The sequence below is a fragment of the Streptomyces sp. NPDC007088 genome, from assembly GCF_042869355.1.
In the GTDB taxonomy this organism is placed as follows: domain Bacteria; phylum Actinomycetota; class Actinomycetes; order Streptomycetales; family Streptomycetaceae; genus Streptomyces.
Map to the genome: position 1 here is coordinate 96,847 of NZ_JBIAFO010000014.1, position 20,806 is coordinate 117,652.

Consider the following 20,806-nt stretch of genomic DNA (forward strand, 5'->3'; position numbering starts at 1 on the left):
GGGCGGGGGGGGGGGGCGCGCGCCCCCCCCCCCACACCACCCCCCCCCCGCCCGCGGCGCGGCCCCCCCGCCCCCGGGTCCGGTCAGCAGCCGTTCACCGACGCACCCAGACGCATCCAGGAGACAGACATGACGCGGACAAGTCCCAAGGTCGCCATCGTCACCGGCGGCACCAGTGGCATCGGCCTGGCGGTGACCAGGCTGCTGGCCCGCGCGGGCCATCAGGTGTTCCTCTGCGCCCGCACCGAGTCGGGCGTGACGAGCACGGTGAAGGAGCTCCTCGACGAGGGCCTGGAGGTGGACGGCGCCCCGTGCGACGTGCGCTCCAAGGACGAGGTGACGCGGTTCGTGCGGCGGGCCGTCGACCGCTTCGGCACGATCGACGTCCTGGTCAACAACGCCGGCCGGTCGGGCGGTGGTGTGACGGCCGACATCAGCGACGAGCTCTGGTACGACGTGATCGACACGAACCTCAACAGCGTCTTCTTGATGACCCGCGCCGTGCTCACCACGGGCGGACTGCGCGGCAAGGACCGCGGCCGGATCGTCAACATCGCCTCGACCGCGGGCAAGCAGGGCGTGGTGCTCGGGGCCCCGTACTCCGCCTCCAAACACGCCGTCGTCGGGTTCACCAAGGCGCTCGGCAACGAACTGGCGCCCACCGGCATCACGGTCAACGCGGTCTGCCCCGGTTACGTCGAGACCCCGATGGCGCAGCGCGTCCGCCAGGGATACGCGGCCGCCTACGACACGAGCGAGGAGGCGATCCTGGAGAAGTTCCAGGCGAAGATCCCGCTGGGCCGCTACTCGACCCCCGAGGAGGTCGCCGGCCTGGTCGGCTATCTGGTCTCCGACACGGCCGCCTCCCTCACCTCCCAGGCGCTGAACGTCTGCGGCGGCCTGGGCAACTTCTGAGACCCGAGAGGAGATCGTCATGACGACTCGCCAGGTGGAGCACGAGATCACCGTCGCGGCTCCGGCCGCCGACGTCTACCGGCTGATCGCCGAGGTGGAGAACTGGCCGCGGTTGTTCCCGCCCACCATCTTCGTCGACCACGTCGAGCGCGGCGCCGGCGAGGAACGCATCCGGATCTGGGCGACCGCGGGCGGTGAGGCCAAGAGCTGGACCTCGCGGCGCACCCTGGACCCGGACGGGCTGCGGATCACCTTCCGCCAGGAGGTCTCCACCCCGCCGGTCGCGGCCATGGGCGGCACCTGGATCATCGAGCCGCTGCCCGGCGGGTCGGCCCGCGTCCGGCTGCTGCACGACTACCGGGCCGTCGACGACGACCCGGCCGGCCTGCGGTGGATCGACGAGGCCGTCGACAGCAACTCGCGTTCCGAGCTGGCCGCGTTGAAGACCAATGTGGAGCGGGTGCACGCCGAGGAGGCGCTCACCTTCTCCTTCGAGGACAGTGTGCGGATCGCCGGCCCGGCCAAGGCCGCCTACGACTTCGTCAACGAGGCGGGCCGGTGGGTGGAGCGGCTGCCCCACGTCGCCTCGGTGCGCTTCTCGGAGGACACGCCGGGCCTGCAGACGCTGGAGATGGACACCCGCGCCAAGGACGGGTCGACGCACACCACCAAGTCGTACCGGGTCGCCTTCCCGCACCACCGGATCGCGTACAAGCAGGTCACCCTTCCCGCGCTGATGACCCTGCACACCGGCTGCTGGACGTTCACGGAGGACGAGAGCGGGGCCACCGCCTCCTCGCAGCACACCGTCGTCCTCAACACCGACAACATCGCCCGGATCCTCGGACCGGAGGCGAGCGTCGCGGACGCCCGGGAGTACGTGCGCGGCGCGCTGAGCACCAACAGCCGCGCCACCCTGGGGCACGCCAAGGACCACGCCGAGAACCGGCTCTGATGCCGGCCGGGCCGGAGACCGACGTGATCGTCGTCGGCGCGGGTCCGGTGGGCCTGATGCTCGCCGGTGAGCTGCGCGGCGGCGGGGCGCGGGTGCTCGTCCTGGAGCGGCTGGCCGAGCCCACCACCGAGTCGCGGGCCTCGGTCCTGCACGCCCGCACCGTGGAACTGCTGCACGAGCGCGGCCTGCTGGACCGGTTCGGGCCGCTGCCCGACGCCGGCCCCGGCCATTTCGGCGGGCTGCGCCTGGACCTGGCCGAGGCCGGGGACAGCGCGTACGCGGGGCAGTGGAAGGCGCCGCAGACCTTGGTCGAGGCCGTACTCGCCGACTGGGCGCAGGAGCGCGGCGCCGAGGTGCGGCGCGGGCACACGGTGACCGGTCTGGCCGAGGAGCACGACCGGGTGGAGGTCACCACCACCACGCCGGAGGGGCGGCAGCGGCGGTTCGGCGCCGCCTACGTCGTGGGCTGTGACGGGGGCGGCAGCGTCGTGCGCAGACTGGGGGGCTTCCTCATGCGCGGGGCCGAGGCGACCAAGGAGCTGTTGCGGGCCGACCTGGCCGGCGTCGAGGTGCGCGAGCGCCGTTTCGAGCGGCATCCGAACGGCGTGGCCAACGCCCGTCGCGGTCCCGACGGCGTCACCCGCGTCATGGTGCACGCCTTCGACCGGGTTCCCGGTCCGGCCAGGACGCCCTCCTTCGCCGAGGTCAGGCGGGTGTGGGAGCACGTCACCGGCGAGGACCTCGGCGGGGCCCGCGCGCTGTGGCTCAACGCCTTCGACAACGCCCGGCTCCAGGCGGCCCGTTACCGCAAGGGCCGGCTCCTGCTCGCCGGGGACGCCGCGCACGCCCAGTTGCCGGTGGGCGGCCAGGCGCTCAACCTCGGGCTGCAGGACGCGATGGACCTGGGCGGGAAACTCGCCCGCCATCTCGCGCAGGGGCCGCCGGGGTCCGGTCCCGACCTGCTCGACAGCTACCACTCGGTCCGCCACCCGGTGGGCGCGCGGGTGCTGGCCAACATCGACGCGCAGGCCCAGCTCCTCTTCGGGGGGCCCGAGGTGGACGCCCTGCGCTCCGTCCTCGGGGAGCTGCTGGGGATCGGCGCCGTCCGCCGCCACCTCGGCGCCATGATCAGCGGGCTGGACGGCGGGAGCCCCGAGGGGTCGCGGCCTCCCGCGCCGCTCGGCTCGTCCGTCCCCGGGGACCTCGCCGGCCCCGTCGACCCGGCACCGATTCGTCAGCACATCACGCGAAGGGACATCACCATGGGCAGGCTCAGCGGAAAGACCGCGCTCGTCACCGGCTCCAGCCGGGGCATCGGGCGGGCCACGGCCCTGCGACTGGCCCGCGACGGGGCGCTCGTCGCGGTGCACTGCTCCAGCAGCGGGGAGGCCGCCGAGGAGACGGTCGCCGCGATCGAGAAGGACGGCGGGCGGGCCTTCGCCGTACCGGCGCGGCTGGGGGTGGACGGCGACGTCCACGAACTGTTCCTGACCCTGGAGCGGGAGCTGAAGGAGCGCACCGGCTCCACCACCCTCGACATCCTGGTGAACAACGCCGGGGTGATGGGCGGGGTGAACCCCGAGGACCTCACGCCCGAGCAGTTCGACCGGCTCTTCGCCGTCAACGCCAAGGCGCCGTACTTCCTCGTGCAGCGGGCGCTGACCAACCTGCCCGACGGGGGCCGGATCATCAACATCTCCTCGGGGCTGACCCGGGTCGCCAACCCGCAGGAGGTGGCGTACGCGATGACCAAGGGCGCGATCGACCAGCTCACCCTGCACTTCGCCAAGCACCTGGGCCCGCGCGGCATCACGGTGAACAGTGTCGGCCCGGGGATCACGAACAACGGGGCGCCGGTCTTCGACGACCCCGAGGCGGTCGCCGCCATGGCGGGCTACTCGGTGTTCAACCGGGTCGGGGAGGCGCGGGACGTCGCCGACGTGGTGGCCTTCCTCGCGAGCGACGACTCCCGCTGGATCACGGGCTCCTACCTGGACGCCAGTGGCGGCACCCTGCTGGGCGGCTGAACGGGCGGACGGTCACCATGTCGACTCTCTCCTCACCTCCCGCCCCCCGCACCGGTGCCGGACGGCGGGCGCTGCTGTTCGTCCTGGCGGGCAACATGCTCGTCGACGCGCTGGAGGTCTCCGTCGTCCTGGTCGCGCTGCCCGCCATGGCCGGGGACCTCGGTCTCTCGGACTTCGCGGCGCAGTGGGTCATGAGCGGTTTCGCCGCCGGGTTCGCGGCGCTGCTGCTTCTCGGCCCCCGTCTGGTCGCCCGGTGGGGACGGCGGCGGGTGTATCTCGCGGCTCTGCCGGTGTTCGTCGTCGCCTCGCTGGCCGGCGGCCTCGCCGGCCAGGGCAGCGTGCTGATCGCCACCCGGGTGGTCAAGGGCGCGTGTGCCGCGCTGACCGCCCCGGCCGGACTCGCGATCATCGCCGCCACCTTCCGGCCGGGCCCCGAGCAGCGCCGGGCGGTGTCGGTGTACTCGCTGTTCGGGGCGGCCGGGTTCACCGCCGGCCTGCTGTGCGCCGGGGCGCTCACGGAGCTGAGCTGGCGATGGGTTCCGGTGTTCCCCGCACCGGTCGCCCTGCTCCTGCTGGTGGCGGGTTACCGGCTGATCCCCCGTGACGCCCGGGGGGCGGTGGCGGTGCCGCGGGTGAGGCTGCCACGGCTGCTGCGCGACGGTCCGTTCAGGCGCTCGGCGGTGTGCGCGGCGGTGCTCAACGGCACGTATCTCGGGCTGCTGTTGCTTCTCACCCACCGGCTGCACGACGCGTGGGGCTGGGGCCCGCCGCGGACCGCGCTCGCCCTGCTGCCCGCCTGCGTGCCCCTGGCGGTGTCCCTGCCGTTCGCCGGCCGGACGGTGGCGCGTTTCGGGACGCAGCGGCTGATCGCCGCGGGCGGCTGCGCGGCGGCGCTCGGCTGCGCGACGGCCCTGCTGACGGGGGAGCCCGGCGGGTACCTCACCGGGGTGCTGCCGGCGCTGCTCCTGGTCGAGGCCGGCTTCGTCCTGTCCTTCGCCGCCCTCAACCTCCAGGCCACCTCGGGAGTCGCGGCGGAGCACCGGGGTGCGGCGGTGCCGGTCTACCAGACCGCCGTGCAACTGGGTGCGGTGCTCACGCTGCCCGCCGTCGCGGCACTCTCCTCGGTGGGCTACCGCCCGGCGCTGGCGCTGCTCACCGCTCTGTCCGCGGCCGGGGCCGTGGTCGGCTGCCGGTACCGGGGCGGCGCGGCGAAGCCCGCCGCCTCCTGAGCGCACGACGGAGCATCCTGCGGCCCCCGCGCCTACGCCACCGGACGACGTCCGCCGAGACTCCCGCACACCGACGCCCCCTGTTTCCTCCACGCCACCAACGCGCGCGAACGCGAACGGAGATCAACGATGCGTGTCCTGTTCACCATCTTTCCGGCGACGGCACACCTGTATCCGGTCGTACCGCTGGCCTGGGCGCTGCAGAGCGCCGGGCACGAGGTCGTCGTCGCCAGCCACGCGGGGGTGGTGGACCCCGCGGTGATCGCGAACATCAGCGCGGCGGGCCTCAACGCCGTGGCGCTCGGCACCCCGGAGGAGCTGCCGGCCGCGCTCGGCCCGCACACCGGGGACACCAAGCCGGACCGGCCCTCGCTCGGCTTCGACGCCCACGAGAGCGCGACCGGCGGTTCGTGGAAGACGACCCGCGCGATCCTCACCGGCATGTTCCGGCTGCACTACCCGACGCCCGAGGACCCGGACGCCCGCAGGCCCGTACTGGACAACCTGATCGACTTCGCGCGCGACTGGCGGCCCGACCTCGTCCTGTGGGACCCGTTGATGTTCCCCGCGCCGATCGCCGCCCGGGTCAGCGGCGCCGCCCACGCGCGGCTGCTCTGGGGAATGGACAACATCGGCGTGATCCACGAGCGGACGAAGCAGGAACTCGCTGATCCGGAGTCCGAGTTGACCACGCATCCTTGGCTTGAGTGGTTCGGTCCGGCGCTGGAGCGGTACGGGCTGGAGTTCAGCGACGAGATGGTGCTCGGCCAGTGGAGCCTCGATCTGACCCAGTCCCGGATGCAGGCGCCGCTACAGGTGCCGCGTGTCCCGGTGCGGCGGGTCCCCTACACCGGCGCGTCCACCTTGCCCAACTGGCTCCACACGCGGCCCGGCCGGCCCCGGGTGGTGTTGTCCCTGGGGGTGAGCCGGCGCAAGATCTTCGGCAAGTACAGCGGTTTCCCGATGCGGGACTTCTTCGAATCGGTCTCCGCGCTGGACGTCGAGCTGGTCGCCACCGTCAACAGCCAGCAGCTCGCCGAGGTCGGGACGCTGCCGGACAACGTCCGCGCGGTGGAGTACGTACCGCTCAATCAGGTGCTGCCGACCAGCTCCGCGATCATTCACCACGGCGGTGGCGGCACCTTCGCCTCGGCCGTCGCCTTCCGGGTGCCCCAGCTGGTGATGCCGTTGGTCATGTGGGACGAGATGGTCACGGCCCGCTATGTCGCGGACATGGGCGCGGGGCTGGTGGCCGACCACGAGGCGCCGGACGCCGCCGGCCTGCACAAGCAGCTCGTACGGCTCCTGGAGGAGCCCTCCTTCCAGCTGGGCGCGGACCGCCTCCACCAGGAGATGCTCGCCACGCCCGCGCCCTCGGACATCGTCCCGCTGCTGGAGCGGCTGACCGCCGAACGCCGCTGACCGCACCCCGGAAGGACTGTCCGCCGATGCGCGTACTGGTGATCTCCACCCCCGTACCCACCCATCTCCTGCCCGCCGTACCCCTGTTGTGGGCGCTGCGGGCCGCCGGGCACGAGGTGACCGTCCTCGGCCAGCCCGACGTGCTCGAAGCCGTCCGTACCAGCGGGCTGGTCGGTATCGGGGTCGGCGCGGCCTTCGACGTCGACGCGATGCTACTCAAGGGGCTGCCCGAGGACCGGCGGCCGCTTCGGGCGAGACCCCGGCCCGCACCCGAACACCTGGGCGGCTACGGCCGGTTGTGGTGGGCCCACGCCGATTCCCTGCTCGACCGCTACACCGAGGTGGCGAAGGCCCATCGACCGGACCTGCTGCTGGCCGACCCGCTGGAGTACTGCTCCCTCATCATCGGGGCGCGGCTGGGGGTGCCGGTGGTGCACCACCGGTGGACGGTGGACGCCATCTCGGGACCGGCCCGCGCGTACGCGCGCTCCAGGGCGCGGGAGCGCTGCGAGTCGCTGGGCCTGTCCACGCTGCCGGACCCGGACCTGCTGCTCGACCCGTGCCCGCCCTCGCTGCGGATTCCGCGGGACGGCACGGGGACGCCGATCCGCTACGTGCCCTTCAACGGCGGCGGCGAGGTACCGGCCTGGGTGCGGGCCGACCGGGGACCGGGGGCGGGCCGCAAGCGGGTGGCCGTCTCCCTCGGCAACACCCTGGCGCTGCACGGCGAGCGCTTCACCGGCGGTCTGCTGCGCGCCCTCGCCCGCCGGCCCGCCACCGAGATCGTCGTGACCCTGCCCGCCTCCCGCCGCGGCGCGGTCGGTCCGCTGCCCGGCAACGTGCGCGTGGTGGACCCGCTGCCCCTGCACCTGTTCCTCGGTGGCTGTGACGCGATGGTGCACCACGGCGGCGCGGGCACGGCGATGACCGCGACGGCCTTCGGGCTGCCGCAGCTCGTACTGCCCCAGCTGGCGGACCACTTCCCGCTGGGCGACCGGCTCGCGGCGACCGGCGCCGGGCTGAGCTTCGACACCCCGCGGGAGCAGGAGGACCCGCGAATCCTCGGCGAGGCGCTGGAGGCGCTGCTGACCGACCCCGGTCACACCAGGGCGGCGCGCCGCCTGTCCGCCGAGATGGCCGCGATGCCCACCCCCGCCGCGGTGGCGGCACGACTGGAACAGCTGACCCGCGGGGCGGCGCACCCCAGAAAGGCGAGCGTGTAGTGCACATCGAGGAAATGTCCATTCCCGGAGCCTTCGTGATCACCCCCCGGCACCGGCCCGACGACCGGGGAACCTTCTACGAGGCGATGCGCGGGGACCTGCTGGAGGAGGCCACCGGCCACCCCTTCCTGCCGCGCCAGATCAACTACTCCGTGTCCAGACGCCACACGCTGCGCGGTCTGCACAGCGTGCGCATCCCGCCGGGGCAGGCCAAGTACGTCACGTGTGTGCGCGGGACGCTGCGGGACATCGTCGTGGACCTGCGCGTCGGCTCGCCGGCCTTCGGACAGCACCGGGTCAACGTGCTGGACGCGGAGGCGGGCACCTCGGTCCTGGTACCGGAGGGAGTCGGCCACGGCTTCCTCGCGCTCAGCGACGACGCCTGCATCTGTTATGTCGTGACCTCCACGTACGTGCCCGGAACGCAGATCGACATCAACCCACTGGACCCGGATCTCGCACTGCCCTGGGACTGCGCCGAGACCCCGCTCATCTCGGACAAGGACGCCAAGGCGCCGAACCTGGCCGAGGCCGTGCGGGCAGGGCTGCTGCCCCGATTCCACGAGGCGGGGACGCCGTGAGGATGCTCTTCGTCGCCGCGGGCAGCCCGGCGACCGTGTTCGCCCTGGCCCCGCTGGCCACCGCCGCCCGCAACGCCGGCCATCAGGTCGTGATGGCCGCCAACGACGACATGGTCCCGTACATCACCTCCTCGGGACTGCCGGGCATCGCGACCACCGAACTGCCCATCCGCCACTTCATCACCACGGACCGGTCGGGCCGGCCCGAGACGATCCCGGCGGACCCGGTGGAGCAGGCGCTCTTCACGGGCCGCTGGTTCTCCCGCATGGCCGCCTCCAGCCTGCCGGGCATGCTGGAGTTCTGCCGCGTCTGGCGCCCCGGCCTCATCGTCGGCGGCACGATGAGCTACGTCGCCCCGCTGCTCGCCCTGCATCTGGGCGTACCGCATGTGCGGCAGAGCTGGGACGCCATCGAGGCGGACGGCATCCACCCCGGCGCGGACGCGGAACTCCGCCCGGAGCTGGCCGAGTTCGGGCTGAGCAAGCTGCCCGAACCGGATCTCTTCGTGGACATCTGCCCGCCGAGCCTGCGTCCGGCGGGCGCCGCCGACGCGCAGCCGATGCGCTACGTCCCGGCGAACGCCCAACGGCGGCTGGAGCCCTGGATGCTCGCCAGGGGCGAGCGCCGCCGGGTCCTGGTGACCTCGGGGAGCCGGGTGGCCAAGGAGAGCTACGACAGGAACTTCGACTTCCTGCGGGGACTGGCGAAGGACGTCGCCTCCTGGGGCGTCGAACTGATCGTCGCCGCCCCCGACGAGGTCGCCCCGGGCTTGCGCGAGGAACTTCCGGGCGCCCGGGTCGGCTGGGTGCCCCTGGACCTCGTGGCGCCGACCTGCGACCTGCTCGTGCACCACGCCGGTGGTGTCAGCACGCTGACCGGGCTCGTCGCCGGTGTGCCCCAGCTGCTCGTCCCCAAGGGCGCGGTACTGGAGAAGCCGGCCTCGCGGGTCGCGGACTACGGCGCCGCGATCACCCTGCTCCCCGGAGACGACTCGGCGGGGGCGATCGCCGACGCCTGCCAGGAGCTGCTGTCCAAGGAGGGGTACGGCGAACGGGCCCGGGAGCTCTCCCGTGAGATCGCCGCCATGCCCGCCCCCGCGAGCGTGGTCGCGACGCTCGGACAACTCGCGTGACCATCGGACGGCTCGCGTGACCATACGAACCGAGAGGACCTCTCGATGAAGGCTCTGGTGCTCGCAGGCGGGTCCGGTACCCGGCTGCGGCCTTTCACCTACTCGATGCCCAAACAACTCATCCCCATCGCCAACACCCCGGTGCTGGTGCATGTGCTGGAGTCCGTCCGCGCCCTCGGCGTGACCGAGGTCGGCGTCGTCATCGGCGACCGGGGACCCGAGATCGAGGCGGTCCTCGGCGACGGCCTCCGCTTCGGTGTGCGCATCACCTACATCCCGCAGGACGCGCCGCGCGGGCTGGCCCACACGGTGGCCATCGCCCGGCCCTTCCTGGCCGAGGACGACTTCGTGATGTACCTGGGCGACAACATGCTGCCCGACGGGGTCGTCCCGATCGCCGAGGAGTTCAGCCGGCACCGGCCCGCGGCCCAGGTCGTCGTGCACAAGGTCGCCGATCCCTCCGCCTTCGGCGTCGCCGAACTGGGCACCGAGGGCGAGGTGCTGCGCCTGGTGGAGAAGCCGCTTGAACCACGCAGCGACCTCGCGCTGATCGGCGTGTACTTCTTCACCCCCGCCGTCCACGAGGCGGTGGCGGCCATCACGCCCAGCGCCCGCGGCGAGCTGGAGATCACCGACGCCGTCCAGTGGCTCCTGGACTCCGGGGCCGAGGTCCGGGCCAGCCGGTACGACGGCTACTGGAAGGACACGGGGAGGGTGGAGGACGTACTGGAGTGCAACAGCCACCTCCTGGAGGGCCTGTCCCGGCGCGTCGAGGGCCGGGTCGACGCCGGCAGCGTCCTGGTCGGCCAGGTCGTCGTGGAGCAGGGCGCCCGGATCGTGCGGTCCCGCATCGAGGGACCGGCCGTCATCGGCTCCGGGACGGTGGTGGAGAACAGCCACGTCGGCCCGCACACGTCCATCGGGCGGAACTGCCTGGTGCGGGACAGCAGGCTGGAGCGGTCCATCGCCCTGGACGAGTCGTCCGTGACCGGGGTGCGCGAACTGCGCGACTCGCTGATCGGGCGGGCCGCTTCCGTGGGCACCACCGGCCGGGGCACCGGTCACCACTGCCTGGTCGTCGGAGATCACACCCGAGTGGAGGTCGCGGCATGAGGATTCTGGTCACCGGAGCGGCGGGGTTCATCGGCTCGCACTTCACGCGCGGGCTGCTGGCTGACGAGTACAGCGGCTGGGAAGGCGCACGGGTCACCGCCCTCGACAAGCTGACCTACGCGGGCAACCGGCAGAACCTGCCCGTCTCGCATCCGCGCATGGAGTTCGTCCGGGGCGACGTCTGCGACCGCGAGCTGCTGCGCGAGTTGCTTCCCGGGCACGACGCCGTCGTCCACTTCGCGGCCGAGTCGCACGTGGACCGGTCCCTGGAGGGCGCCGGCGAGTTCTTCCGAACCAACGTCCTGGGCACCCAGACGCTGCTGGACGCCGTGCTGGACACCGGCGTCGAACGGTTCGTGCACGTCTCCACGGACGAGGTGTACGGCTCGATCGAGGAGGGCTCCTGGACGGAGGAGTGGCCGCTGGCCCCGAACTCCCCCTACGCCGCCTCGAAGGCCGGCTCGGACTTGGTCGCGCGGGCCTACTGGCGCACCCACGGCATCGACCTGTCGATCACCCGCTGCTCCAACAACTACGGGCCCTACCAGCACCCCGAGAAGGTCATCCCGCTGTTCGTCACCCATCTCCTGGAGGGCCGCCAGGTCCCGTTGTACGGGGACGGGCGCAATGTCCGCGAGTGGCTGCACGTGGCGGACCACTGCCGCGGCATCCACCTCGTCCTCAACGGCGGGCAGCCCGGCGAGGTCTACAACATCGGCGGCGGCAACGAGTACACCAACCTCGACCTGACCCGGAAGCTGCTCGAACTCACGGGTTCCACCGAGGAGATGATCCGCCGCGTCTCCGACCGCAAGGCGCACGACCTGCGTTACTCGATCGACGAGTCCAAGATCAGCGAGCAGCTCGGCTACGCCCCGCGGATCGGCTTCGAGCAGGGCCTGGCCGACACCGTCGCGTGGTACCGCGACAACCCCGGCTGGTGGAAGGCCGTCAAGGACGGCACCCACCGTGCCGGCTGAGCACCGCCCGGTCGCCGGGCTGTCGGTGGTGGTCCTCGGCGGGACGGGTTTCCTCGGCCGGCGTCTGGGCGCGGAGTTCAGCGGGCGCGGAGCCCGGGTACGGCTGCTGTCGCGCACCGCGTCCCCCGGCGCGGTGCGCGCGGTCGGCCCCGGTGTGACGGCCGCGCGTCTCGACCCGCTCACGGCGACCCACCGGGAGATCGTGGAGGCGCTGGCGGCGAGCGGCCCCGGCCTCGTGGTCAACGCGGCCGGGCGGGCCTGGCGGGCCGACGAGGCGGCGATGGCCGCGGGCAACGCCGAACTGGTCGAGCGGACGGTGGCCGCGCTGGCCGCTCTGCCGGGTCCGCCGGTGCGGCTGATCCAGCTCGGCAGCGTCCACGAGTACGGGGCCGGCGCCCCCGACGGCGCCACCGGCGAGGACCAGCCGCCCCTGCCGGTCACGGCGTACGGCCGCACGAAGCTCCAGGGCACCCAGGCGGTGCTCGACGGGGCGCGACAGGGCGTCGAGGGGGTGGTGCTCCGGCTCGCCAACGTACTGGGCCCCGGGGTCCCGGAGGGCAGTCTGTTCGGGCGTCTCGCGGCGCATCTGCGTGAGGCGGCGCGGTCCCGGGCGCTCGGCTCGGAGGCGGCGGCGCTCCACCTGCCGCCCCTGCGCACCGCCCGCGATCTGGTGGACCTCGACGACGTCGCCGAGGCCGTGGTGGCCGCGGCGACCGCGCCCGCGGCGGCCGTCACCGGCCGGGTGATCAACGTGGGCCGCGGTGAGGCCGTCCCCGTGCGCGGGCTGATCGACCGCATGATCGCGCTCAGCGGCCTGCCGGTGACCGTGACCGAGACGGCCTCGGGCCCGGCCGCGCGCACCGACGTCCCCCGGCAGTGTCTCGACGTCACGCTGGCCCGCGAGCTGCTCGGCTGGCGGCCGCGGCGTGGCGTGGACGACTCCCTGCGGAGCCTTCTGGCCTCCGTACTGCCCCCGGAAGGGCTTCCGCAGGGCACACCTCTCGGTTTCACGGCCGGCACAGCGGCCACGGAAAGGAACTGATCATGAGCGATCGCAAGGACCTCATCCTCGAAGAAGTCCACAAGTACCACCAGGAGACCTCCCCGCAGCGCGAGTTCGTACCGGGCACGACCGAGATCTGGCCGTCCGGCGCGGTGCTGGACGAGGCGGACCGCGCGGCGCTGGTGGAGGCCGCACTGGACATGCGGATCGCCGCCGGGCGCAGCTCCCGCAAGTTCGAGTCCGCCTTCGCCCGGCGCCTGAAGCGTCGCAAGGCGCATCTGACGAACTCCGGTTCCTCGGCCAACCTGCTGGCCGTGTCGGCCCTGACCTCGCATCTGCTGGAGGACCGGCGGCTGCGGCCGGGTGACGAGGTCGTCACCGTCGCCGCGGGCTTCCCGACCACCGTCAACCCGATCCTCCAGAACGGTCTGGTCCCGGTCTTCGTGGACGTGGACCTCCCGACCTACAACGCCACCGCCGACAAGGTGGCCGCCGCGATCGGGCCCAAAACGCGCGCGATCATCCTCGCGCACGCGCTCGGCAACCCCTTCGAGGTCGCCGAGATCGCCCAGCTCGCCGAGGACCACGACCTGTTCCTGATCGAGGACAACTGCGACGCGGTGGGTTCGCTGTACGACGGGAAGCTCACCGGTTCCTTCGGCGACATGACCACGGTGAGCTTCTACCCGGCCCACCATCTCACGATGGGCGAGGGCGGCTGCGTACTGACCTCCAACCTGGCGCTGGCCCGGATCGTGGAGTCACTGCGCGACTGGGGCCGGGACTGCTGGTGCGAGCCGGGCGAGAACGACCGGTGCCTGAAGCGGTTCACGTACCAGATGGGGAATCTGCCGGCCGGCTACGACCACAAGTACATCTTCTCGCACGTGGGGTACAACCTGAAGGCCACCGACATCCAGGCGGCCCTGGGACTGACCCAGTTGAGCAAGCTCGACTCCTTCATCGAGGCGCGCAAGCGCAACTGGCGGCGCCTGCGCGAGGGCCTGGACGGGGTCCCGGGGCTGCTGCTCCCGGAGGCGACCGAGCGCTCCGAGCCCAGCTGGTTCGGGTTCGTACTCACGGTCGATCCCGAAGCTCCCTTCAGCCGGGCCGAGTTGGTGGACTTCCTGGAGGACCGGAAGATCGGCACCCGCCGGCTGTTCGCCGGGAACCTGACCCGGCACCCGGCCTACATCGACCAGCCGCACCGGGTCGTGGGCGAGCTGACCAACAGCGACATCATCACCGAGCACACCTTCTGGATCGGGGTCTATCCGGCGCTCACCGACGAGATGCTGGACTACGTCACCACCTCGATCAAGGAGTTCGTGGCCGCGCGTGGCTGAGCCGGCCTGCCCTCCGCCCCCTGAAGAGATCGGGACGACGACGTATGGACATTGTGGGATCGGGTTTCCTCGCCCGGAATCTGCGCCCGCTGGCCGGCCGGCACCCGGACACCGTGGCCCTGGCGGCCGGCGTGTCCTGGGCGAGCGGCACCTCCGACGAGGACTTCGCCCGCGAGGCGGCCCTGCTGCGCGTGGTGGCCGAGGGCTGCCGGGAGACCGGCCGGCGGCTGCTGTTCTTCTCGACCGCGGCGAGCGGCATGTACGGGCTCGTGGACGGGCCCGGCCGCGAGGACATCCCCGTACGGGCCTGCACCCCCTACGGGGCGCACAAGCTCGCCCTTGAGGAGCAGCTCCGCGAGTCGGGAGCCGACCACCTGATCCTGCGCCTGGGCCATCTGGTCGGCCCCGACCAGCCCGAGCACCAGCTCCTGCCCACCCTCGTACGGCAGTTGCGTCAGGGCACCGTCCGTGTGCACCGGGGCGCGGCCCGCGACCTGATCGAGGTCGGGGACGTGGTAGCCGTCATCGACCACCTGCTCGCCCTGGACCTGCGGGCCGAGACGGTCAACGTGGCCTCGGGGTTCGCGGTGCCCGTGGAGGACATCCTCGACCACCTCGCCCGGGTCCTCGGGCTCCGGGCCCGCCGGGAGTTCGTCGAGACGGGGGTGCGCCAGCACGTCATCTCGACGCGGAAGCTGCGCTCCCTGGTCCCGCAGGTCGCCCGGATGGGTTTCGGTCCCGACTACTACCGGCGCGTCCTCGGCCCGTTCACGACCTCCGTGGCCTCCGACGCCCCCACCCCCGCCTGACGTGCCGGGCGAGAAGAAGGACAGCCCACCGGGAGGGCCCGTACGCGCACCCACGACGCGCCGTACGGGACCCGCCGCGGACGACGGAGGAGGGCCCACCGGATGACGCGCCTCACACGACTCACACGCCTCACGACCGCACTGGCCGGCGCCGCGCTGCTGTGGGCGGGCGTCCCGGGCCCGGCCGCGCCGGCGGCCCCGTCCCGGGCGGCCGCGCCGCCCCTCGCGCCGGCCCCGGCGTCCCACACGGTCACCGTCACCTCGACCGCCGAGGGGCTGTCGGCCCCGGCGGTCACCCGTCCCGGCCTCACGACCTTCCACGCCTCGACCACCGCGGCGGGCAAGGGCTGGGTGGGCCTCGCCCGGCTGAAGGACGGCAAGGGCTGGGACGACTTTTTGGGCGCCCTCTCCGGCGCCCTGTCCAACACCCCCGCCGAGGTTCCGCCGGGGGCGGCCGAGCTGAACCGGACCGCCACCCTGCTCGGCGGGCTGGTGGTCCAGCCCGGCCAACCGGGCTCCTTCACCCAGCGGCTGAGGCCGGGCAGGTACCTGCTGTTCGACTACCTGACCGCGGGCGAGACCACGCCCCGCTACCGGTGGCTGACGGTCACCGGCGCCCCGGTGGACCAGGGCCTCACCCCCACCGCGACGTTCGTGTCGAAGAACGTTGCCGGCCTCGGGCCGCGCCTGGAGGTGCGCGGCACACCGCGGGCGGGAGAGCCGCTGCGCTACGTCAACGAGATCCCCGGCCAGGTCAACGAACTGCTCTTCGTGAAGATCGCGGAGGGCACCACTGAGGCCGGTCTGCGGGCGTACTTCGACTCCTTGCCCGAGGACGGCTCGCTGCCGCCGGGCTCCCCGTTCACCTCGCTGAGCCTGGGGAGCCTGCACCTCTCCACAGGCCGCTCCTCGGTCGTACGGCTCGCGCTGGACCGGGACCGGTACGCGGTGATCACTTGGTCGAAGGACGCCACCGACGGGACCAGGCTCGTCCAGAAGGGCCTGTTCACGATCGTCGACCTCGGCTGAGCCCGAGTGCGCCGACCGGGCCCGAGCCGAGGCCGGCTCAGCCGGAGCCGGTACCGGCCGGGCCCAGGCCGCCGTCGGCCGGGCCATGCCCCGCACACCTCCCATCCCGGACCCCCTCGCACCCGTGGAGTTCCCTTGACACTGCCTCTGACCCTCACCCCACGTGACGACACGGCGCCGCTGGCGGACCGGCTCGCGCTCTCGGCCGCCACCACCCGGGGCGCGCACCTGTCGACCGACGGTTTCGGGGACTGGCTCGCCGGGCGCCGCCTGGCCAACGCCTTCCGGGTGGACCGGGTCCCCTTCGCCGCGCTGGACGGCTGGTCGTTCCAGGAGACCACCGGCGACCTCGCGCACCGCAGCGGACGGTTCTTCACCGTCAGGGGTCTGCACGTCACCGAGCGGGGCGCCCCGTACGGCGACGGTCCGCAAGCCGAGTGGTACCAGCCGACCATCGAGCAGCCGGAGGTCGGCGTCCTGGGCATCCTGGCCAAGGAGTTCGACGGTGTCCTGCACTTCCTGATGCAGGCGAAGATGGAGCCCGGCAACCCGAACCTGCTGCAGCTCTCGCCCACCGTGCAGGCCACCCGCAGCAACTACACCAAGGCCCACCGGGGCGCGGACGTCAAGTACATCGAACACTTCGTGGGGCCCGGTCGCGGCCGGGTCGTCGCCGACGCGCTCCAGTCCGAGCACGGCTCGTGGTTCTACCGCAAGTCGAACCGGAACATGATCGTGGAGGCGGAGGGCGAGGTGCCCCTCCTGGACGACTTCTGCTGGCTCACGCTGGGGCAGCTGGCACAGCTGCTGCACCGGGACAACGTCGTCAACATGGACTCCCGGACCGTTCTCTCCGCTCTCCCCCTCACCCAGCCGGCCGAGGGGGCGCTGCACTCCGACACCCAGTTGCTGTCCTGGATCACCGGTGAGCGCGCCCGGCACGACGTGCACGCCGAGCGGGTCCCGCTCGCCGCCCTCCCGGGGTGGCGGCGGGACGACATGGCCGTCGAGCACGAGGAGGGCCGCTACTTCAAGGTGGTGGCGGTGTCCGTGCAGGCCGGCAACCGGGAGGTCACCAGCTGGACCCAGCCCTTGTTCGAACCGGTGGGCACGGGCGTCACCGCCTTCCTCACCCGCACCTTCGACGGCACCCCCCACGTCCTGGTGCACGCCCGGGTCGAGGGCGGCTTCCTGGACACCGTCGAACTCGGCCCCACGGTCCAGTACACGCCGGGCAACTACGCCCATCTGCCGCCGCAGGAGCGCCCGTTGTTCCTGGACGCGGTGGTGCGGGCGCCCGCCGGGCGAATCCGGTACGAGGCGGTGCACTCCGAGGAGGGCGGCCGCTTCCTCAACGCCGAGAGCCGCTATCTGCTCGTGGACGCCGAGGAGCGCGACGCCCCGCTCGAACCGCCGCCCGGCTACGCCTGGGTCACTCCGGGCCAGCTCACCTGGCTGGTCCGGCACGGCCACTACCTCAACGTCCAGGCCCGCACGCTGCTCGCCTGCCTCAACGCGGTCCACGCGGTGGCCCGGTGAGCGCGCCGGTGCGGGTCGGGGTACTCGGCTGCGCCGCCATCGCCGTGCGGCGGATGCTGCCCGCGTTCGCCGCCAGCCCGGACGTGGAGATCGCGGCCGTCGCCAGCCGGGACGCGGCCAGGGCCGGGAAGGTGGCCGCTGACTTCGGCTGCCGCCCCGTGGAGGGGTACGCCGCCGTGCTGGAGGCGGAGGACGTCGAGGCGGTCTACGTCCCGCTGCCCGCGGCGCTGCACGCCCGGTGGGTGGAAGCGGCGCTCGACGCGGGGAAACACGTGCTGGCCGAGAAGCCGCTGACGACGGAGCCGGAGAGCACCGAGCGGCTCCTCGGTCTGGCCGGGCGCCGGGGGGTGGCCCTGATGGAGAACGTGATGTTCGTCCACCACCCCCGGCACGAGGTGGTGCGCGATCTGGTGGCCACCGGCCGGATCGGCGAACCGCGCTCCCTGCACGCGGCGTTCACCATTCCGCCCTTGCCCGACGGCGACATCAGGTACGACCCCGGTCTGGGCGGCGGGGCCTTGGCGGACGTCGGCCTCTACCCGCTCCGGGCGGCCCTGCACTTCCTGGGGCCGGATCTCGACGTCGTGGGCGCCCGGCTCGTCCGGGGCGCGGGGCGGCGGGTGGAGACGGCGGGCGACGCGCTGCTGACCACCCCCGCCGGGGTCACCGCGCACCTGAGCTTCGGCATGGAGCACGCCTATCTCTCACGGTACGAACTGTGGGGCAGTGAGGGCCGGATCACGGTGGACCGGGCCTTCACCCCTCCGGCCGGTCTCGCCACCATGATCAGCGTGGAGGCGGGGAGCACGGAGGAGATCCGGCTGCCGGCGGCGGATCAGGTCGCGGCCACGGTCGCCGCCTTCGTCGCCGCGGTCCGCGCGGGCTCAGCCCCGCACGCCGACACCCTGCGCCAGGCCGTCCTGCTGGCCGACGTCCGCCGGCGCTCCCGCTGACCCCCGCCACGCACCGCCTTCCCACGGGGGCGACAACCCCCCGCAAGGAAGACATACTTGGCACATCGACTCCAGAGAGGCTGCCGACGTGCGGGAAGCAACATCAGCGGACGCGAACACGGTGGACGTACGGATCGCGCTGGACGTGATCTGCGTGCACTCCTACGTCGGTTACACCCGCTTCACCCGGGCGGCGGACCGCTTGCGCGAACAGGGCGTGAGCGTCCGGGTGGAGTTCCTGCCGTTCGAACTCGCCCCGGGGGCCGGCACCGAGGGGCAGCCCCTGCTGCCCGTACTGGAGCGGACCTTCGGACCGCAGGCGGTGCGGCAGACCCTCGCGTACGCCGGTCAGTTGCGGTCGGAAGGGCTGGATCTCCACTACGAACGCGCCGTGGCCACCGGCACCTTCGAGGCGCACCGGCTGATCGCGCGGGCCGCGCGCCAGGGCCGGGCCGAGCAGATGACGGAGCGCCTCTTCCGGGCGCACTTCACCGACGGGCTGCACGTCGGGGATGCGGACGTACTCGCCCGTCTCGCCCGGGAGGCCGGTGTCGAACCGGAGGAAGGAGTCTCCGCGGAGGAACTCGCGGAGCGGGACGCGCGGTTGCGGGCCGAACTGGAGCGGGTCCGCGGCCTCGGTGTGCGCGGGGTTCCGGTGTTCTTCGTCGCGGACCGGCCACCGCTCAGCGGGGCCCAGTCGCAGGACGCCCTGTTCGCGGTCCTGCGCGAGGCGGCCGGTCTGCCCGGCGGTCTGTGAGGAAGGGGTCCGGAACCTCAACTCCACGACCGGCGCAGCACAGATCCATGTCAAGCGAGCGCTGAAACCCTCCCCTGCCTGATTGGCTGAAGTACCCCCCTCGGCCCCGGGCCGCATGCCTCCATGCGGTGTTGTTTCAGGACTTCAGCACAGATAGGGCTCACTATGGTTTCGCGACGCAGGTTCCTGGGCTCCGCGACAGCGGTGGTCGGCGCCACCGCGGGCTTGACAGCACTGACCCCGTCCACGGCCCAGGCCGCCACGAAGGTCGCGCCGGAGGTGATCGTCAGGCCGGGCGACGCCCGCTACGCCGCGCTCGCGGGACGCGGCTACAACGGCCGTTTCGTCGCCACCCCGGACGAGATCTGGCTCGTGCACGGCGCCGCGCAGGTGGAGAAGGCGGTGAACCAGGCCCTCGCCAGGAATCAGCGCATCACGGTGCGCGGCGGCGGCCACTCCTTCGAGGGGCTGGTGGACGATCCGCAGTTCCGCCTCCTCGTCGACCTGTCCGAGATGAAGGAGGTCAGGTACGACCCGGCGATGCGCGCCTTCTCCGTCCAGGCGGGCGCCCGCCTGAGCGACGTGTACCGGGCCCTTTACGAGGGCTGGGGCGTGACCGTTCCGGGCGGGGTCTGTCCGGAGGTGGGGGTCGGCGGGCACGTCAGCGGCGGCGGGTACGGCCCGCTCTCGCGCCGCCACGGCCTCGTCGTGGACCACCTCCAGGCGATCGAGATCGTCGTGGCGGACCGGGGCGGCCGGGCCAGGACCGTCGTCGCCACCCGTGACCCCGGCGACCCCAACCGGGACCTGTGGTGGGCCCACACCGGCGGCGGGGGCGGCGGCTTCGGCATCGTGACCCGGTTCTGGTTCCGGACACCGGGAGCCTCGGGCGCTCCGTCCTCCCTGCTGCCCAAACCGCCCGCGCGCATGCGCAAGACCGTGGTGAGCTGGCCCTGGGCCGAGCTGACCGAGGCGGGCTTCACCCGCCTGGTCCTCAACCACGGGGCCTGGCACGCCGCGAACAGCTTCCCCGGCTCCCCGTACGCCGTGATGCACAGCTCGCTGCAACTGCACTCCTACTTCGCGGGCACCTGCGAGCTGGAGATCCGCTGGGACGCGACCTCGCCGGGCATGGAGCGGATGCACGACTCCTACATCCGGGCGGTCAACGCCGGGGTGGGCCTGGAGCCGACGGTCACCGTCAAGGAGGGCACCTGGCTGGAGATCGCGCTGGAGCCGACCCCGAGCTACGGGGAGTACTCGCGGCAGAAGTCCATGGGCGGGCACCTGCGCAAGCCGCTGACCGTGGAGCAGGTGGGCGCGATGTACCGCTCACTGAGCGATCAGAGCCACTACGGCGCCGGGCTGGTGTACCTCGCGGCGTACGGCTGCAAGATCAACACCGTCTCCTCCTCCGCGACGGCGATTCCCCAGCGGGACTCCGTCCTCAAGCTGTGGTACTCGAACAACTGGGCCGATCCGGCGCAGGACGAGATCGAGGTCGAGTGGATTCGCACGCTGCGCAAGAGCGTGCACGGGGCGACCGGCGGCTTCCCGGTGCCCAACGCCCGGCAGGACGGCGGCTACATCAACTACCCGGACGTCGACATGCGCGACCCGGCCCAGAACACCTCCGGCGTGCCCTGGTACTCGATCATCTGGAAGGACAACTACCCCCGGCTTCAGCGGGTGAAGAACACCTACGACCCGCACGACGTCTTCCGGCACGCCCTGAGCCTGCCCCCCACCCGCGGGTGATCCGGGCGGCCGTCGCCGTCCGGGCACCGAAGCG

18 protein-coding genes are annotated in these 20,806 nt (G+C 72.6%); all 18 read left to right on the forward strand.

Annotated features, from left to right (window positions below):
- Positions 1-129: 129 nt before the first annotated feature.
- The 18 genes from fabG (at position 130) to ACFYMP_RS22480 (ending at position 20,772) form a co-directional block, all read left to right on the forward strand.
- Positions 130-915, forward strand: a complete 786-nt coding sequence (gene fabG, locus ACFYMP_RS22395; protein ID WP_388860408.1) for a 3-oxoacyl-ACP reductase FabG — start codon at positions 130-132, stop codon at positions 913-915.
- Between the two features lie 19 nt (positions 916-934).
- Complete coding sequence (locus ACFYMP_RS22400; protein WP_388860411.1) at positions 935-1,870, forward strand: aromatase/cyclase; 936 nt, start codon at positions 935-937, stop codon at positions 1,868-1,870.
- Complete coding sequence (locus ACFYMP_RS22405) at positions 1,870-3,897, forward strand: SDR family oxidoreductase (protein WP_388860414.1); 2,028 nt, start codon at positions 1,870-1,872, stop codon at positions 3,895-3,897. The genes ACFYMP_RS22400 and ACFYMP_RS22405 overlap by 1 nt, the downstream gene beginning before the upstream one ends.
- A 17-nt stretch (positions 3,898-3,914) precedes the next feature.
- Positions 3,915-5,126, forward strand: coding sequence for an MFS transporter (locus tag ACFYMP_RS22410; protein ID WP_388860417.1), 1,212 nt, complete (start codon positions 3,915-3,917; stop codon positions 5,124-5,126).
- Between the two features lie 129 nt (positions 5,127-5,255).
- Positions 5,256-6,548: an activator-dependent family glycosyltransferase gene (locus tag ACFYMP_RS22415; protein WP_388860420.1), complete on the forward strand. Its 1,293-nt coding sequence runs from the start codon at positions 5,256-5,258 to the stop codon at positions 6,546-6,548.
- Between the two features lie 26 nt (positions 6,549-6,574).
- Positions 6,575-7,771 carry a nucleotide disphospho-sugar-binding domain-containing protein gene (locus ACFYMP_RS22420; RefSeq protein ID WP_388860422.1) on the forward strand — a complete coding sequence of 399 codons (1,197 nt, stop codon included), beginning with the start codon at positions 6,575-6,577 and terminating at the stop codon, positions 7,769-7,771.
- Complete coding sequence (locus tag ACFYMP_RS22425) at positions 7,771-8,352, forward strand: dTDP-4-dehydrorhamnose 3,5-epimerase family protein (protein ID WP_388860425.1); 582 nt, start codon at positions 7,771-7,773, stop codon at positions 8,350-8,352. The genes ACFYMP_RS22420 and ACFYMP_RS22425 overlap by 1 nt, the downstream gene beginning before the upstream one ends.
- Positions 8,353-8,354: 2 nt before the next feature.
- Positions 8,355-9,485 (forward strand): nucleotide disphospho-sugar-binding domain-containing protein, encoded by a 1,131-nt coding sequence (locus tag ACFYMP_RS22430; RefSeq protein WP_388860543.1) that lies wholly within the window; start codon positions 8,355-8,357, stop codon positions 9,483-9,485.
- Positions 9,486-9,530: 45 nt separating this feature from the next.
- The gene (locus ACFYMP_RS22435; protein ID WP_388860429.1) at positions 9,531-10,598 is read left to right on the forward strand and encodes a glucose-1-phosphate thymidylyltransferase; all 1,068 of its coding nucleotides are present in this window, start codon (positions 9,531-9,533) and stop codon (positions 10,596-10,598) included.
- Entirely contained in the window at positions 10,595-11,578 is a 984-nt protein-coding gene (gene rfbB, locus ACFYMP_RS22440) for a dTDP-glucose 4,6-dehydratase (RefSeq protein WP_388860432.1), read from the forward strand. Before ACFYMP_RS22435 ends, rfbB begins: the two co-directional genes overlap by 4 nt.
- A complete protein-coding gene (locus tag ACFYMP_RS22445; RefSeq protein WP_388860435.1) occupies positions 11,568-12,620 on the forward strand; it encodes an NAD-dependent epimerase/dehydratase family protein in 1,053 nt (350 codons plus the stop codon). Before rfbB ends, ACFYMP_RS22445 begins: the two co-directional genes overlap by 11 nt.
- A gap of 2 nt (positions 12,621-12,622) precedes the next feature.
- A complete protein-coding gene (rfbH, locus tag ACFYMP_RS22450) occupies positions 12,623-13,927 on the forward strand; it encodes a lipopolysaccharide biosynthesis protein RfbH (RefSeq protein WP_388860437.1) in 1,305 nt (434 codons plus the stop codon).
- A 44-nt stretch (positions 13,928-13,971) separates the two neighbouring features.
- Positions 13,972-14,736 (forward strand): NAD-dependent epimerase/dehydratase family protein, encoded by a 765-nt coding sequence (locus ACFYMP_RS22455; protein WP_388860440.1) that lies wholly within the window; start codon positions 13,972-13,974, stop codon positions 14,734-14,736.
- A 102-nt stretch (positions 14,737-14,838) separates the two neighbouring features.
- Positions 14,839-15,765 carry a hypothetical protein gene (locus ACFYMP_RS22460; protein ID WP_388860443.1) on the forward strand — a complete coding sequence of 309 codons (927 nt, stop codon included), beginning with the start codon at positions 14,839-14,841 and terminating at the stop codon, positions 15,763-15,765.
- 135 nt (positions 15,766-15,900) lie between these two features.
- Entirely contained in the window at positions 15,901-17,304 is a 1,404-nt protein-coding gene (locus ACFYMP_RS22465; RefSeq protein ID WP_388860446.1) for an NDP-hexose 2,3-dehydratase family protein, read from the forward strand.
- Positions 17,301-18,257, forward strand: a complete 957-nt coding sequence (locus tag ACFYMP_RS22470) for a Gfo/Idh/MocA family protein (RefSeq protein ID WP_388860448.1) — start codon at positions 17,301-17,303, stop codon at positions 18,255-18,257. The genes ACFYMP_RS22465 and ACFYMP_RS22470 overlap by 4 nt, the downstream gene beginning before the upstream one ends.
- 88 nt (positions 18,258-18,345) lie before the next feature.
- Positions 18,346-19,014 carry a DsbA family protein gene (locus ACFYMP_RS22475; protein ID WP_388860451.1) on the forward strand — a complete coding sequence of 223 codons (669 nt, stop codon included), beginning with the start codon at positions 18,346-18,348 and terminating at the stop codon, positions 19,012-19,014.
- 225 nt (positions 19,015-19,239) lie between these two features.
- On the forward strand, positions 19,240-20,772 hold the full coding sequence (locus tag ACFYMP_RS22480; protein ID WP_388860454.1) for an FAD-dependent oxidoreductase: 1,533 nt from the start codon (positions 19,240-19,242) through the stop codon (positions 20,770-20,772).
- Positions 20,773-20,806 lie beyond the last annotated feature (34 nt).

Excerpts from the sequence above, each read along its gene's own strand:
- fabG (WP_388860408.1), top strand. The coding sequence starts at position 130 with ATGACGCGGACAAGTCCCAAGGTCGCCATCGTCACCGGCGGCACCAGT.
- ACFYMP_RS22400 (WP_388860411.1), top strand. The coding sequence starts at position 935 with ATGACGACTCGCCAGGTGGAGCACGAGATCACCGTCGCGGCTCCGGCC.
- ACFYMP_RS22405 (WP_388860414.1), top strand. The coding sequence starts at position 1,870 with ATGCCGGCCGGGCCGGAGACCGACGTGATCGTCGTCGGCGCGGGTCCG.
- ACFYMP_RS22410 (WP_388860417.1), top strand. The coding sequence starts at position 3,915 with ATGTCGACTCTCTCCTCACCTCCCGCCCCCCGCACCGGTGCCGGACGG.
- ACFYMP_RS22415 (WP_388860420.1), top strand. The coding sequence starts at position 5,256 with ATGCGTGTCCTGTTCACCATCTTTCCGGCGACGGCACACCTGTATCCG.
- ACFYMP_RS22420 (WP_388860422.1), top strand. The coding sequence starts at position 6,575 with ATGCGCGTACTGGTGATCTCCACCCCCGTACCCACCCATCTCCTGCCC.
- ACFYMP_RS22430 (WP_388860543.1), top strand. The coding sequence starts at position 8,355 with ATGCTCTTCGTCGCCGCGGGCAGCCCGGCGACCGTGTTCGCCCTGGCC.
- ACFYMP_RS22435 (WP_388860429.1), top strand. The coding sequence starts at position 9,531 with ATGAAGGCTCTGGTGCTCGCAGGCGGGTCCGGTACCCGGCTGCGGCCT.
- rfbB (WP_388860432.1), top strand. The coding sequence starts at position 10,595 with ATGAGGATTCTGGTCACCGGAGCGGCGGGGTTCATCGGCTCGCACTTC.
- rfbH (WP_388860437.1), top strand. The coding sequence starts at position 12,623 with ATGAGCGATCGCAAGGACCTCATCCTCGAAGAAGTCCACAAGTACCAC.
- ACFYMP_RS22455 (WP_388860440.1), top strand. The coding sequence starts at position 13,972 with ATGGACATTGTGGGATCGGGTTTCCTCGCCCGGAATCTGCGCCCGCTG.
- ACFYMP_RS22460 (WP_388860443.1), top strand. The coding sequence starts at position 14,839 with ATGACGCGCCTCACACGACTCACACGCCTCACGACCGCACTGGCCGGC.